The organism is Gordonia sp. CPCC 206044 (assembly GCF_048537895.1).
Classification (GTDB): Bacteria; Actinomycetota; Actinomycetes; order Mycobacteriales; family Mycobacteriaceae; genus Gordonia.
This window is the reverse complement of record NZ_JBCLVL010000005.1, coordinates 388,738-401,677: the sequence shown is the minus strand read 5'-3', so window position 1 is coordinate 401,677 and position 12,940 is coordinate 388,738. Positions and strand designations below refer to the sequence as shown.

12 protein-coding genes and 1 riboswitch are annotated in these 12,940 nt (G+C 68.5%); all 12 genes read right to left on the bottom strand.

Translation table 11 applies throughout. The features are described from left to right. Positions 1–16: 16 nt before the first annotated feature. The 12 genes from gap to AAFP35_RS10555 all read right to left on the bottom strand — a co-directional run bounded on the left by gap (position 17) and on the right by AAFP35_RS10555 (position 12,885). On the bottom strand, positions 17–1,033 hold the full coding sequence (gap, locus tag AAFP35_RS10610; RefSeq protein WP_419221523.1) for a type I glyceraldehyde-3-phosphate dehydrogenase: 1,017 nt from the start codon (positions 1,031–1,033) through the stop codon (positions 17–19). Positions 1,034–1,184: 151 nt separating this feature from the next. Beyond that, positions 1,185–2,162, bottom strand: a complete 978-nt coding sequence (whiA, locus tag AAFP35_RS10605; RefSeq protein WP_419221574.1) for a DNA-binding protein WhiA — start codon at positions 2,160–2,162, stop codon at positions 1,185–1,187. Positions 2,163–2,359: 197 nt separating this feature from the next. Continuing rightward, positions 2,360–3,394 carry a gluconeogenesis factor YvcK family protein gene (locus tag AAFP35_RS10600; RefSeq protein WP_419221522.1) on the bottom strand — a complete coding sequence of 345 codons (1,035 nt, stop codon included), beginning with the start codon at positions 3,392–3,394 and terminating at the stop codon, positions 2,360–2,362. Further along, positions 3,391–4,326: an RNase adapter RapZ gene (gene rapZ, locus AAFP35_RS10595; protein ID WP_419221521.1), complete on the bottom strand. Its 936-nt coding sequence runs from the start codon at positions 4,324–4,326 to the stop codon at positions 3,391–3,393. The genes AAFP35_RS10600 and rapZ overlap by 4 nt, the downstream gene beginning before the upstream one ends. Then, the gene (gene uvrC, locus AAFP35_RS10590) at positions 4,319–6,418 is read right to left on the bottom strand and encodes an excinuclease ABC subunit UvrC (RefSeq protein WP_419221520.1); all 2,100 of its coding nucleotides are present in this window, start codon (positions 6,416–6,418) and stop codon (positions 4,319–4,321) included. Before uvrC ends, rapZ begins: the two co-directional genes overlap by 8 nt. 21 nt (positions 6,419–6,439) lie before the next feature. Then, positions 6,440–6,883, bottom strand: a complete 444-nt coding sequence (locus tag AAFP35_RS10585; RefSeq protein WP_419221573.1) for a PH domain-containing protein — start codon at positions 6,881–6,883, stop codon at positions 6,440–6,442. Positions 6,884–6,929: 46 nt separating this feature from the next. After that, positions 6,930–7,403: a 6,7-dimethyl-8-ribityllumazine synthase gene (gene ribH / locus AAFP35_RS10580; protein ID WP_419221519.1), complete on the bottom strand. Its 474-nt coding sequence runs from the start codon at positions 7,401–7,403 to the stop codon at positions 6,930–6,932. Next, on the bottom strand, positions 7,400–8,749 hold the full coding sequence (locus tag AAFP35_RS10575; protein WP_419221518.1) for a bifunctional 3,4-dihydroxy-2-butanone-4-phosphate synthase/GTP cyclohydrolase II: 1,350 nt from the start codon (positions 8,747–8,749) through the stop codon (positions 7,400–7,402). Before AAFP35_RS10575 ends, ribH begins: the two co-directional genes overlap by 4 nt. A 3-nt stretch (positions 8,750–8,752) precedes the next feature. Next, positions 8,753–9,430 carry a riboflavin synthase gene (locus AAFP35_RS10570; RefSeq protein ID WP_419221517.1) on the bottom strand — a complete coding sequence of 226 codons (678 nt, stop codon included), beginning with the start codon at positions 9,428–9,430 and terminating at the stop codon, positions 8,753–8,755. 51 nt (positions 9,431–9,481) lie between these two features. Next, positions 9,482–9,641, bottom strand: a riboswitch (FMN riboswitch). A gap of 92 nt (positions 9,642–9,733) precedes the next feature. Beyond that, positions 9,734–10,753 carry a bifunctional diaminohydroxyphosphoribosylaminopyrimidine deaminase/5-amino-6-(5-phosphoribosylamino)uracil reductase RibD gene (gene ribD / locus AAFP35_RS10565; protein ID WP_419221516.1) on the bottom strand — a complete coding sequence of 340 codons (1,020 nt, stop codon included), beginning with the start codon at positions 10,751–10,753 and terminating at the stop codon, positions 9,734–9,736. 7 nt (positions 10,754–10,760) lie between these two features. Next, positions 10,761–11,429 (bottom strand): ribulose-phosphate 3-epimerase, encoded by a 669-nt coding sequence (rpe, locus tag AAFP35_RS10560; protein WP_419221515.1) that lies wholly within the window; start codon positions 11,427–11,429, stop codon positions 10,761–10,763. 70 nt (positions 11,430–11,499) lie between these two features. Continuing rightward, positions 11,500–12,885: an RsmB/NOP family class I SAM-dependent RNA methyltransferase gene (locus AAFP35_RS10555; protein WP_419221514.1), complete on the bottom strand. Its 1,386-nt coding sequence runs from the start codon at positions 12,883–12,885 to the stop codon at positions 11,500–11,502. Between the last annotated feature and the right edge of the window lie 55 nt (positions 12,886–12,940).

Sequence of the window (12,940 nt, the reverse complement as noted above, 5' to 3'; positions counted from 1 at the left end):
CCTCCGGGTCGCCGTGTCAGAGGGACTTGCCGACCAGACCGGCGAGGTCCACCAGGCGGTTCGAGTAGCCCCACTCGTTGTCGTACCAGGAGACGGCCTTGACCTGGTTGCCGATGACCTTGGTCAGGCCGGCGTCGAAGAGCGACGAATGCGGGTCGGTGACGATGTCACTCGACACGATCGGTGCGTCGTAGTACTTGAGGATGCCCTTCAGCGGTCCCTCGGCGGCGGCCTTCATGGCGGCGTTGACCTCGTCGACCGTGGCCGACTTCTCGAGGATCGCGGTGAGGTCGGTGACCGAACCGGTGGGGATCGGGACGCGCAGCGCGTAGCCGTCGAGCTTGCCCTTCAACTCGGGCAGCACCAGGCCGATGGCCTTCGCGGCACCGGTCGAGGTGGGCACGACGTTGATCGCCGCGGCGCGGGCGCGACGCAGGTCCTTGTGCGGGCCGTCCTGCAGGTTCTGGTCCTGGGTGTAGGCGTGCACGGTGGTCATCAGGCCGGACACGATGCCGAACTCGTCATTGAGGACCTTGGCGAACGGGCCGAGGCAGTTCGTGGTGCACGACGCGTTCGAGATGATGTTCTGGCTGCCGTCGTACTTGTCGTCGTTGACGCCCATCACGATGGTGATGTCCTCGTCGGAGGCAGGCGCGGAGATGATGACCTTCTTGGCGCCCGCGTCGAGGTGTCCCTGTGCCTTGGCCCGAGCGGTGAAGATACCGGTGGACTCGACGACCACGTCGACACCGAGGTCACCCCACGGCAGCGCGGCCGGCCCTTCCTTGACCTCGAGGGCCTTGATGCGCAGGTTGCCCACGACGATGTCGTCGCCGTCGAGGGACACCTCCTGCGGCAGGCGTCCCAGGATCGAGTCGAACTTCAGCAGGTGTGCGAGAGTCGCGTTGTCGGTCAGGTCGTTGACCGCGACGATCTCGATGTCGGTGGTACCCAAGGCCTTCTGCGCTTCCACGGCGCGGAAGAAGTTGCGGCCGATCCGGCCGAATCCGTTAACGCCTACCCGAACAGTCACTGTTGTGCTCCTTAGCGGTATTCATCATCAGGCCCTGCGGCGGCCGGTTCGCGATCGTCTACACGACCCACCATGGGCCCACGGCACGTCCCAGCCTAGTAGGACGCCCTCAGGCGGGTGCAGGTAAGGGGTTGATTGTGCGGCGGCGGGCTCAGGCCTCGTCGAGCAGGTCCGAGGTGACGGCTGATTCGGTGTCGGGAATCCCCTCGCTGCGCGCCTTCTTGTCGGCCATCGACAGCAGGCGTCGGATGCGTCCGGCGACCGCGTCCTTGGTCATCGGCGGGTCGGCGAGCTGACCGAGTTCCTCGAGGGAGGCCTGCCGGTGGGTGACGCGCAGTTGGCCTGCGGCGACCAGATGGTCGGGAACCTCGTCACCGAGGATGTCGAGGGCGCGTTCCACCCGGGCGGCGGCGGCGACCGCCGCGCGTGCCGACCGTCGCAGGTTCGCGTCGTCGAAGTTCGCCAGACGGTTCGCGGTGGCGCGCACCTCGCGCCGCATCCGACGTTCTTCCCACACCAGCCGGGTGTCGTGGGCACCCATCCTGGTGAGCAGGGCACCGATCGCCTCTCCGTCCCGGATCACGACGCGGTCCGCCCCGCGCACCTCGCGGGCCTTGGCCGAGACCCCGAGTCGCCGGGCGGCGCCGACGAGAGCGAGGGCGGCCTCCGGACCCGGGCAGCTGACCTCCAGTGCCGAGGAACGGCCCGGTTCGGTCAGGGATCCGTGCGCGAGGAAGGCACCACGCCACGCAGCTTCCGCGTCTGCGACGCTGCCACCGACCACCTGGGCCGGCAGTCCACGCACCGGCCGGCCCCGGAGATCGAGCAATCCGGTCTGACGGGCCAGGCCCTCGCCGTCCTTGGTGACACGGACGATGTAGCGGGCGCCCTTGCGGATGCCGCCGCTGCGCAGCACGTGCACGTCCGAGCTGTAGCCGTAGAGGTCGAAGATCTCCCGCCGCAGGCGTCGGGCCACGTTGCCGAGATCGACCTCGGCTTCCACGACGACCCTGCCGGCCACGATGTGCAGGCCGCCCGCGAAGCGCAGCAGCGCCGACACCTCGGCCTTGCGGCAACTCACCTGCGTCACGACCAGCCGCGACAACTCGTCCTTCACCGCCGCAGTCATCGCCACCGGTCCCTGCCCTCCTGTCACGGTCCTCCTGTCACGGTTCGCGCCGCCACCATCCCAGGAGCCGCTGTCCACGTATCCCTGCATCACCGCTTGTCACCCCCAACGCCCGTCACCCGAAGACCATCGGGATCCTCACGGGTCCCGTCGATCGCGTTCGGCCGGGCGTCGCCACCGTCATCGGTGTCCGCGGCTCACGGCGATTCTTGCGCTCGAACAGCGTATCGACTCAATTCACCTTCGCACAGTTCGTTCACCAGGGCTGCGACTTTCTCCGGGTCGTGCACCGCTCGACCGGGAATCGCGAGGTCACCGGCATGCAGTTGTGCGCCGAACATCGCAGCCGCCCGAACCAGGTGATCCCGCTCACGACCGGCGGGAACCGACGCCGCATCGACGACGATGTCATCCACTCGCAGGACATCGGCGTGGGCGTGCAACACGTGCAGGTGCCGCTCCACCGAGAACCCGGTCGTCTCGCCGGGTTCGGCGGCCAGGTTGACGAAGAGCATCTTGCGGGCACCGGTCTCCCGCAACGCATTCAGCTGATCGGGCACCAGCACGTGCGGGATCACGCTGGAGAACCACGACCCCGGTCCGAGGACCACCAGGTCGGCGGAACGTATCGCCTCGCACGCCGCCGCACACGCAGGCGGTTCGGCGGGTAGCAACCGCACCCGTCGAACCTTGCCCGGAGTCGTCGCCACCGCGACCTGGCCCCGGATGGCGCGACTGATCCGCGGATCCTGTTCGAGGCCCGACACGTCGGCCTCGATCTCCAGCGGCACCGTCGACATCGGGAGGACCCGTCCGTCGATGTCGAAGACCTCGATCAGTTCGTCGAGCGCGGCCACCGGGTCGTCGAGCACCTCGGTGAGTCCGGCCAGCAGCAGGTTGCCGATGGGGTGGCCTGCGAGCGCTCCCCGCCCACCGAAGCGATGCTGGAAGACCTCCGACCACAAACGATGACCGTCGCCGTCGATGCGCCCCGCCCCGGACGGCGCCGCGGCACGTGCCGCTGGTGCAGACATCAACGCCGACAACGCCATCCGCAGATCGCCCGGAGGGATCACCCCGAGCTCGGCGCGCAGTCGGCCGGACGATCCGCCATCGTCGGCGACCGTCACGACCGCGGTGACGTCGGCGCTCAGGTACCGCATCGCGGTGACCGTCGCGAACAACCCGTGCCCGCCGCCGAGAGCGACGATCCGCTTGCCCGGTGCGGTCATTCGCGCCCCAGATCCCGGTGGATGACCCGGACGTCGAACCGGCGTGCGCCGGTGTCGTCTGTTGCCTTGCGCAGACGTGCGCCGATCTCCTCGGTGATGGCCACGCTCCGATGTTTGCCGCCGGTGCAGCCGATGCTGATCGTCATGTACCGCTTGCCTTCTCGTAGATACCCCGCTGACACGACCGCGACCAGTTCGAGATAAAGGTCGACGAATCGTCCGGCGTCGTCCTGACCCAGGACGTAGTCGCGGACCGCGTCGTCCCGACCATTCTGCGCCTGTAGTTCGGGCACCCAATACGGATTCGGGAGAAAACGCACGTCGGCCACCAGATCGGAGTCGATCGGCAGACCGTACTTGAAGCCGAACGACTGCACGGCCACCGACAACCTCTTGTCGGCCTCATGCGGGTAGACCTCCTCGACCACCTCCCGCAGTTTCGCGGCGGTCAACGACGATGTCTCCACCACCAGATCCGCGGTGTTCCTGATGGGCGCCAGATAGGCCCGTTCGCGGGCGATCCCGTCGATGAGGGTCTCCCTGCCCTGCAGCGGGTGCCGACGACGGACCTGTTCGAAACGCCGCACCAGTACATGATCGCTCGCGTCCAGGAACAACACCCGAGTACGCGCCCCGGAGACCTCGAGGGCCCGCTGCACGTCGTCGAGTTGGCTGCCGATGGTCTCGTCGGACGCCCGGATCACCATGGCCAGCCGTGTGATGGCCGGATCGCTCTCCCGGACCAGGTCGATCATCGTCGAGATCAACGTCGGCGGCACGTTGTCGGCGACGTACCAGCCGTCGTCCTCCAACACGTTGGCGGCCGTGGATCGGCCGGCTCCGGACATGCCGGCGACGAACAGCACGGTGAGCCGTGGCGGGACCGCCGCCTCCGGATCGTCGGTCGCGTCGGTGTCGGGTCGCTCAGTCACCCGTGTGCTCCTCTGGTCGGTCGGTGATGGCGGTACTCGTCGTTGCGCCGGAGCCTGCGGGCGTGGTCGCGGCGGTCGCATGGGTGTCGCGGGTTGCCGGGGCCTCGGTGGTTCTGGGTCTGTCTGTGGTCCTGTCATCCTCGGAGAGGGCGGCCCGCACCGCCCGCGCGGTGGCCAGGCCGATACCCGGCACCTGCGAGATGTCCTCGAGCGAGGCCTCCCGCAGACGTGCGACCGAACCGAAATGGGTGACCAGTGCAGACCGTCGGGTTCGGCCGAGCCCCGGGACACCGTCGAGGACCGATTCGGTCATACGTTTGCTGCGCTTGCTGCGATGGAAGGTGATCGCGAAGCGATGAGCCTCGTCACGGACCCGCTGCAGCAGGAACAACGCCTCACTCGTCCTCGGCAGGATCACCGGTTCGTCGTCACCGGGGATCCACACCTCCTCGAGTCGTTTGGCCAACCCGATGACGGCGACGTCGGTGACGCCGAGTTCGTCGAGCACAGCCGCCGCCGCATGGGCCTGCGGTGCACCACCGTCGACGACGAAAAGGTTTGGCGGATAAGCGAACCTGCGCGGCCGACCGGTCTTGGGATCGACCCCGGGACCCGACTCGGGCTGCGCCTCGGGGTCGGCGGCACGGTCGGCGCTGTGGCGCATGAACCGACGGCGGGTGACCTCGGCGATGGATGCGACGTCGTCGGAGCGGCCCTGCCCGGCCGCATACCGGATCGAATAATGCCGATAGTCCGACTTGCGGGGCAGCCCGTCTTCGAACACGACCAACGACGCCACCACATCGGTGCCCTGCACGTGCGAGATGTCGATGCACTCGATACGCAGCGGCGCCTGGTCGAGGCCCAACGACTCCTGCAGCTCGGTCAGCGCGGCGGACCGACTGGTGAGGTCGCCGGCGCGACGTAACTTGTGCTGCGCCAACGCTTCGGACGCGTTGCGCGCCACAGTGTCGAACAACGCCTTCTTGTCGCCGCGCTGTGGAACCCGCAGGGTGACCCGACTGCCCCGCAACTCCGACAGCCATTGCTGGAGGTCTTCGTGATCATCGGGCAACTCCGGTACCAGGACCTCGCGCGGGACCGACTCGCTGCGCACATGGTTCGGATCGATCTCCACCGAGGCGTCGAGATCGACCTCGGTGCCGTAGAACTGGGTGACGAAGGCGGTGACCTGCTCGCCGATCGAGCGGTCGTCGGAACGTTCCACGACCCAACCGCGCTGGCCGCGCACCCGACCGTCGCGGACATGGAACACCTGCACCGCGACCTCGAGTTCGTCGCCGACCATGGCAACCACGTCGGCGTCGGTGCCGTCGCCGAGCACCACCGCCTGCTTCTCCATCGCGCGGCGCATCGCGCCGACGTCGTCGCGCAGCCGCGCTGCCCGCTCGAAGTCGAGTTCTTCTGCGGCCTGGGTCATCTCGCGTTCGAGGTTGCGGATCATCTGATCGGTTCGCCCGGCCAGGAAGTCGCAGAAATCCTCGACGATCTCACGATGCCGCTCGGCACTGACCCGACCCACGCACGGTGCCGAACACTTGTCGATGTAGCCGAGCAGGCAGGGCCGGTCGATCTGTCGGTGACGCTTGAAAACACCTGCCGAACAGGTACGTGCGGGAAAGACACGGGTCAGCAGGTCGACCGTCTCGCGGATCGCCCACGCATGCGAATACGGGCCGAAGTACCGGACCCCACGCCTGCGCGGACCGCGATAGACGAACAGCCGCGGATACTCCTCGTTGAGCGTCACCGCGAGGACCGGATAGGTCTTGTCGTCGCGGTAGCGGACGTTGAAGCGCGGATCGAATTCCTTGATCCAGTTGTATTCGAGCTGCAGCGCCTCGACCTCGGTACCGACGACCGTCCACTCCACCTGTGCTGCGGTGGTGACCATCTGCCGGGTCCGCGGGTGCAGGCCCGCGATGTCCGCGAAGTACGACGTCAAACGCGAGCGGAGGTTCTTGGCCTTGCCGACGTAGATGACCCGCCCGTGCTGATCGCGGAACTTGTAGACCCCCGGGTCGGTCGGGATCGTGCCCGCTGCGGGACGGTAGGTTGTCGGGTCGGCCACGGTTTCCAGGCTAGCGGCTGGCTACGACGAGGCGCCTTCCGACGCGTCCGGTCCGGGCTGTGCCGTCCCGTGGTAGCGCTCCTCGAGCTCGCGGAACTCGGTCATCGCCGCGACTGCACGGTCGGAGTCCCACGCCTGAACGGCCAGCACCGGCACATGCTCGTCGGCGGGCAGCAGCAAACGCGCCGAGAATCCCTTGTCCGGATAGGTCAGACCCTGGACGCGGTCCCATTCGAACAGTCGCTCGCCGACCAGGTTCCGCACGCCGACACCGTCGGGTCCCACCCGCAGCCGTGCCCGCGTGAACAGCAGGATCGCACCCGCCTCGACGAGCCCGATCAGGGCCAGACCGATCTGATCGCTGCCACCGACGTGCACACCCGTGTCCGAGATGGTGAGCAGACCCGCGAACGTGATGTGGATGGCCAGCACCACCACGGCGACGACGATCGCGACCCTCGGCATCCTCCGGGGCCGGTACTCGAGGTCCCAGCGTGGCCTGGTCGCGGTGTCAGGCACCGAGGGACCGCAGGGTCAGGGCGGATGCGAGGGCCGCGGTCGTGGCCTGGGCGCCCTTGTCTTCCTTGGAGTCCGGCAGCCCGGCGCGGGCCAGTGCCTGCTCCTCGGTGAGGGTGGTGAGCACCCCGTTGCCCACCGGCGTCGACTCGTCGAGTGAGACGCGCGTCAAGCCAGCGGTGACCGCGTCGCACACGTACTCGAAGTGCGGGGTCTCGCCCTTGATCACCACGCCGAGCGCGACGACAGCGTCGTGGGTGCGGGCCAGTGCCTGCACCACGACCGGCAGCTCGATCGCTCCGGCGACATGCACCACGGTCGGGGCGGTGATGCCGCCGGCGGCCGCCGCACGGACCGCACCGTCGAGCAACGCGGTGCAGATCGTGGTGTGCCACTGCGACGACACGATGGCCAGTCTGAGGTCACCGGCATCGGCGAGGTCGAGTGTCGGTTCGCCGTGTCCGCTCACGCGGGTCCTCCCTGTCCGGCATTGTCGCCCCACTCGTCGAGGCCGATGAGATCATGCCCCATGCGATCGCGCTTGGTGCGCAGGTACCGCAGGTTCTCGGCGTTGGCGCGCACCGGCATCGGTACCCGGTCGACGATCTGCAGGCCGTAGCCGTCGAGGCCGACCCGTTTGGCTGGGTTGTTCGTCAGCAGACGCATCGATTGCACGCCGAGGTCGACCAGGATCTGCGCCCCGAGCCCGTAGTCGCGCGAATCGGCGGGCAGTCCGAGTGCGAGGTTGGCGTCGACGGTGTCGGATCCGGAATCCTGCAGCTGGTAGGCCTGCAGCTTGTGCAACAGACCGATGCCGCGCCCCTCGTGTCCGCGCATGTACAGGACGATGCCCCGTCCCTCCGCGGCCACCATCTCCATGGCGGCGTCGAGCTGCGGTCCGCAGTCGCATCGCAGGGAACCGAACACGTCGCCGGTGAGGCATTCCGAATGCACTCGCACCAGGACGTCGTCGCCCGCGGCGCCGCCGACATCGCCCATCACCAACGCGACGTGCTCGACGTCGTCGTAGATGCTGGAGTAGCCGACCGCACGGAAATCACCGTGGCGGGTCGGGATTCGGGCCTCGGCGACCCGCACGACGTGCTTCTCGTGCCTGCGTCGCCAGGCAATCAGATCGGCGATCGAGATGAGCGCCAGGTCGTGCTCGTCGGCGAAGACGCGCAACTCGTCGGTCTGGGCCATCGAGCCGACGTCCTTCTGGCTCACGATCTCGCAGATGACGCCTGCCGGGGCCAGTCCGGACAGCCGCGCCAGGTCGACGGCGGCCTCGGTGTGGCCGGGTCGCCGGAGCACGCCGCCCTCCTTGGCCCGCAACGGGACCACGTGTCCGGGGCGGGTGAAGTCGACGGCACTGCTGTCCGGGTCGGCCAGCAGCCGCATGGTGGTGGCGCGGTCGGCGGCGCTGATGCCGGTGCCGATCCCCTCGCGGGCATCCACCGTGACGGTGTAGGCCGTCCCGTGCTTGTCCTGGTTCATCGAGTACATCGGCGGGAGTCCGAGACGGTCGCAGTCCTCCCCGGCGAGCGGCACGCACAGATAACCGGAGGTGTAGCGCACCATGAACGCGACCAGTTCCGGTGTCGCCTTCTCCGCGGCGAAGATCAGGTCGCCCTCGTTCTCGCGGTCCTCGTCGTCGACCACGACGACCGCCTTGCCTGCCGCGATGTCGGCGATCGCCCGTTCGACCGTGTCGAACACGACGGCCCCGGCCGTCTGCTCGGACTGCCCTGCTGCGGCGTCCTGCTCCGTCGAAGCCGTCACGTCGTCACCACCTATCGTTGTTTCCGTCGTCATCGTTCACTCCACTCGCGCAGTCGTGCGTTCTCGATCATCGTCTGCACCGTTTTCCTGGTCTGCACCGCGGTCCCGCAGAGCGGGATGCAAACGCTCGACGTACTTGGCGATGACGTCGACCTCGAGGTTGACCGGGGCACCCACCGCAGCGGTCCCCAGATTGGTTTCCTGCAGCGTCGTGGGGATGAGGGAGATCTCGAACCATCCGTCGTTCTCGTCGCTGCCGTCGTCGACGGCGGCGACCGTCAGTGAGACACCGTCGACGGTGATGGAACCCTTCTCGACGATGTAGCGCGCCAACGACGCCGGGATGGCGATCCGCACGACCGTCCAGTGCTCGGAGGGACTGACCGACACCACGCGGCCGACGCCGTCGACGTGGCCTTGCACGATGTGCCCGCCGAAGCGTCCACCCGCGGCCATGGCGCGTTCGAGGTTGACCGGGGAACCGGCGCCGAGGTCGGCCAGCGAGCTGCGGCGCAGGGTCTCGGCCATGACGTCGACGGTGAACTCGTCGGTGCCCTGTTCCACGACGGTGAGACACACGCCGTTGACCGCGATGGAGTCGCCGAACTTCGCATCGCTGGTGACCAGCGGGCCACGAACGGTGATGCGGGCGGCGTCGGACAGATCGTCACGGCGCACGATGGTGCCGAGTTCTTCGACGATGCCGGTAAACACGTGACACTCCTCATCAGCTCACTCGGAGCAGATGAGGCAGCCACGGCGGCGCCCCGTTCTCTCTCATCCGGACTGTGACCGTCGGCTCCGGATTCACACCGGATCTGCTGACCCCACCTTTCGGTGGGCGCTCGCGGGCTCTGACATCGCACCCCTGGTGGGAGACATCAACACCGCCGGTGGGGAATTACACCCCGCCCCGAGAACTCTGACATCAAAATTAGCACGCGTTCACAATCGGTGACATCGCGCACCGGCCACCAGGGTGAGAGATACCCCACTGTCACCTCCATCGCGGCGTCCTCACCGGGACAGACGCAGGAGGACGTCGTCGCCGAGGGTTTCCACCGCGGTGAGCGAGAACCGGTCGGCGTCGGCAAGCGTCGTGACGGTGGGGATGTCGATCCCCGACACGCCTGCCCCCAGCACCACCGGGGCCAGATAGGCCTCGATCTCGTCGACGAGACCGGCCGCGAGGAAGGCCCCGACGATCGACGGACCGCCCTCGACCAGGACCCAGAGGGCGTCGTCGAGTGCGGCGAGCACGTCGGCGGGGTCGTGACTGCGGACGTGTTCGAGCGGCGCCGCGCCGTCGGTGACGCGGGCATCGGCGGGCACGTCGCGCATACCCATCACCACGCGGGTGGGCTGGTGGGATCTCAACTCGCCGTTGTCATGTCGGGCGGTCAGCGCCGGGTTGTCGGCCAGCACCGTCCCGGTCCCGACGATGATCGCGTCGAGCCTGGCGCGTTGTCGGTGTGCACGCCGGCGCGCCTGTGCACCGGTGATCCACTGGCTCGTACCGTCCGGGGCGGCCACGCGGCCGTCGATCGTGGTCGCGATCTTCGCGGTGACGAACGGACGTCCGTGGCGCTGTCGGTGCAACCACCCGCGCAGGGGGCCCGCGGCGGCGGCGGCGACCTCGATCCCGCCGACCACGGTCACCCCGGCCGCCCGCAGTGCGTCGGCGCCGCCTGCCGCAGCCGGATTCGGGTCGTCGAGCGCGTGGTAGACCGCGGTCACGCCCGCGTCGAGCAGCGCCTGCGCACACGGACCGGTGCGTCCGGTGTGGTTGCACGGTTCGAGGGTCACCACCGCGGTCGATCCGCGCGCAGCGGCGCCTGCCTCGCGCAAGGCCATGATCTCGGCGTGCGGCCCGCCCGGCGGCTGCGTGTGGCCACGTCCCACGATCGTTCCGTCGGGTGCGAGCAACACCGCCCCGACCGGCGGATTCGGCGAACTGCCCGGTTGCGCCGAGCGTGACTCGTCGATCGCGAGCTGCATCGCGCGGGCGATGTCGGTGCCGATCGGATCGTCGGGCATGGACGGATCAGCCCCGGGCCCCGACGACCTGTTCGCGTAGGGCGGCGACCGCCGCACCCGGATCGTCGGCGCCGTAGACCGCCGAACCGGCCACGAAGCAGTCGATTCCCGCCTCGGCGGCCTGTTCGATGGTGTCGGCGTTGATGCCGCCGTCGATCTCGACCAGCAGTTGCAGCTCTTCGCCGTCGATGAACTCACGGATCGCACGCGCCTTCGCCAGCACCTCGGGCATGAACTTCTGGCCACCGAACCCCGGCTCGACGCTCATGATCAACAAGGTGTCGAAGTCGCGCAGGATCTCCAGGTACGGCTCGAGTGGGGTGCCGGGTTTGATGCTCAGGCCGGCCTTGGCTCCCGCCGCCCGGATGTCGCGGCCCACGGCGATCGGGTTGTCGGTCGCCTCCGCGTGGAAGGTGACGTTGTGTGCACCGGCCTCCGCGTACGGCGGAGCCCAGCGTTCGGGGTTCTCGATCATCAGATGGCAGTCGATCGGGATGTCGGTCGCCTTGAGCAGACTCTCCACCACCGGCAGCCCCAGGGTGAGGTTCGGGACGAAGTGAGCATCCATCACGTCCACATGCAGCCAGTCGGCCCGGGTGGCGCCGTCGTGGGAGACGGCATCGGCCTCGGCGGCGAGATTCGCGAAGTCCGCGGACAGGATGGACGGGGCGATCATGGGGGCGCGACACATAGGCACAGATTGTAAGGCGTCACCCGTATGGTCCCGCCGCGCCTCTCGACGACGGTCAGAGCTTGCGTATCGCCGCGAGGAACATCGCGTCGGTGCCGTGCAGGTGCGGCCACAGCTGCACGTGGGGACCCGCGCCGAGTTGCTCGAGCGGCACCGGGACCAGACCGCGTGCGTCGAGTTGCTCGACGTCGTCGCGGTCGGCGAGCACGGCGTCGATCACCCCGACCGTCTCCGCGGGGTGCGGCGAACACGTCGAATACACGACCACTCCCCCGCTCTTCGTCAGTCTCAGTGCCTCGGTGAGCAATTCGCGCTGCAAGACCACGAGCTCGTCGACGTCGCCGGGCTGCCGGCGCCAGCGCGCCTCCGGTCGCCTGCGCAGCGAACCGAGCCCACTGCACGGGGCGTCGAGCAGCACCCGGTCGAAACCCGGCGTCAATCCGCTCGCCCGTGCGTCGGTCACGTGGACATCGACGGGCAGATCCTTGACGACGTTGCGGATGAGTTCTGCGCGGTGCTCGGACACCTCGATGGCGTCGAGGTGGGCACCGTCGATCTCGGCGATCGCGGCCACCAGCGCCGCCTTGCCGCCGGGGCCTGCGCACATGTCCAACCAGCGCCCGGCGTCGTCGGTCACCGGAGCGACCGTCAACGCACGCCCCACCAGCTGGCTGCCCTCGTCCTGCACCCCGGCGTAGCCGTCGCGGATCTCCGCGAGTTCACCGGGATCCCCGCCGGGCAGATACACGCAGTACGGCGAGTACCGGCCCATCTCCCCACCGCTGGTGAGGGAGAGTTCCTCGGCCGTGATCAACCCCGGCCGGGCCACCAGGTGCACCGGCGGACGCTCGTCGTCGGCCGCCAACGCCGCCTGCAGTTGACCCGCGGAACCGTCGAGCGCGTCGAAGAACACCTGGCCGATCCAGCGGGGATGGGCGTAGCGGAACGACAGATTGCCGATCAGATCGTCGGCCATCGACGGTGCCAGCGCATCGATCCACATGTCCTCATCGCGTTGGGACACCTTGCGCAGCACCGCGTTCACGAATCCGGCAGGCCCCATCCCGGCTTCCGCGCGGACCAGGTCGACCGACGTCGACACGGCGGCGTGGGCACCGATCCGGGTACGCAACAGCTGATAGGTCCCGAGCCGCAGGACATCGAGGATCCCTCCGTCGATCTCGGCCACCGGCCGGCGAGCCGCAGCCTCGATGACGGCGTCCAGCAATCCCTGGGCACGCGCCGACCCGTAGGCGAGTTCGGTCGCGAGCGCCGCGTCGCGGCCGGTGATCTTGCGCTCCCGCAACATCTTCGGCAACACGAGATTGGCGTAGGCATCGCGTTCGCGGATCGCGCGCAGGGTGTCCCGCGCAGCCGATCGCGCCGGGTCGATCGACTTGTCGCGCAGTGCCGCCTTCTTCACGATGTCACCGTTCACCATGTCGCTCGTCCGTCCGCCGCACCCGATCCGTGCGCCACCGCCGACGCCTGTCCGC

What these genes read in the sequence shown, in the direction of transcription:
- whiA (WP_419221574.1), bottom strand. Translation starts at nt 2,162, where the DNA reads ATGACTGCGGCGGTGAAGGACGAGTTGTCGCGGCTGGTCGTGACGCAG.
- AAFP35_RS10600 (WP_419221522.1), bottom strand. Translation starts at nt 3,394, where the DNA reads ATGACCGCACCGGGCAAGCGGATCGTCGCTCTCGGCGGCGGGCACGGG.
- AAFP35_RS10585 (WP_419221573.1), bottom strand. Translation starts at nt 6,883, where the DNA reads ATGCCGAGGGTCGCGATCGTCGTCGCCGTGGTGGTGCTGGCCATCCAC.
- AAFP35_RS10575 (WP_419221518.1), bottom strand. Translation starts at nt 8,749, where the DNA reads ATGACGACGGAAACAACGATAGGTGGTGACGACGTGACGGCTTCGACG.
- ribD (WP_419221516.1), bottom strand. Translation starts at nt 10,753, where the DNA reads ATGCCCGACGATCCGATCGGCACCGACATCGCCCGCGCGATGCAGCTC.
- rpe (WP_419221515.1), bottom strand. Translation starts at nt 11,429, where the DNA reads ATGATCGCCCCGTCCATCCTGTCCGCGGACTTCGCGAATCTCGCCGCC.
- AAFP35_RS10555 (WP_419221514.1), bottom strand. Translation starts at nt 12,885, where the DNA reads ATGGTGAACGGTGACATCGTGAAGAAGGCGGCACTGCGCGACAAGTCG.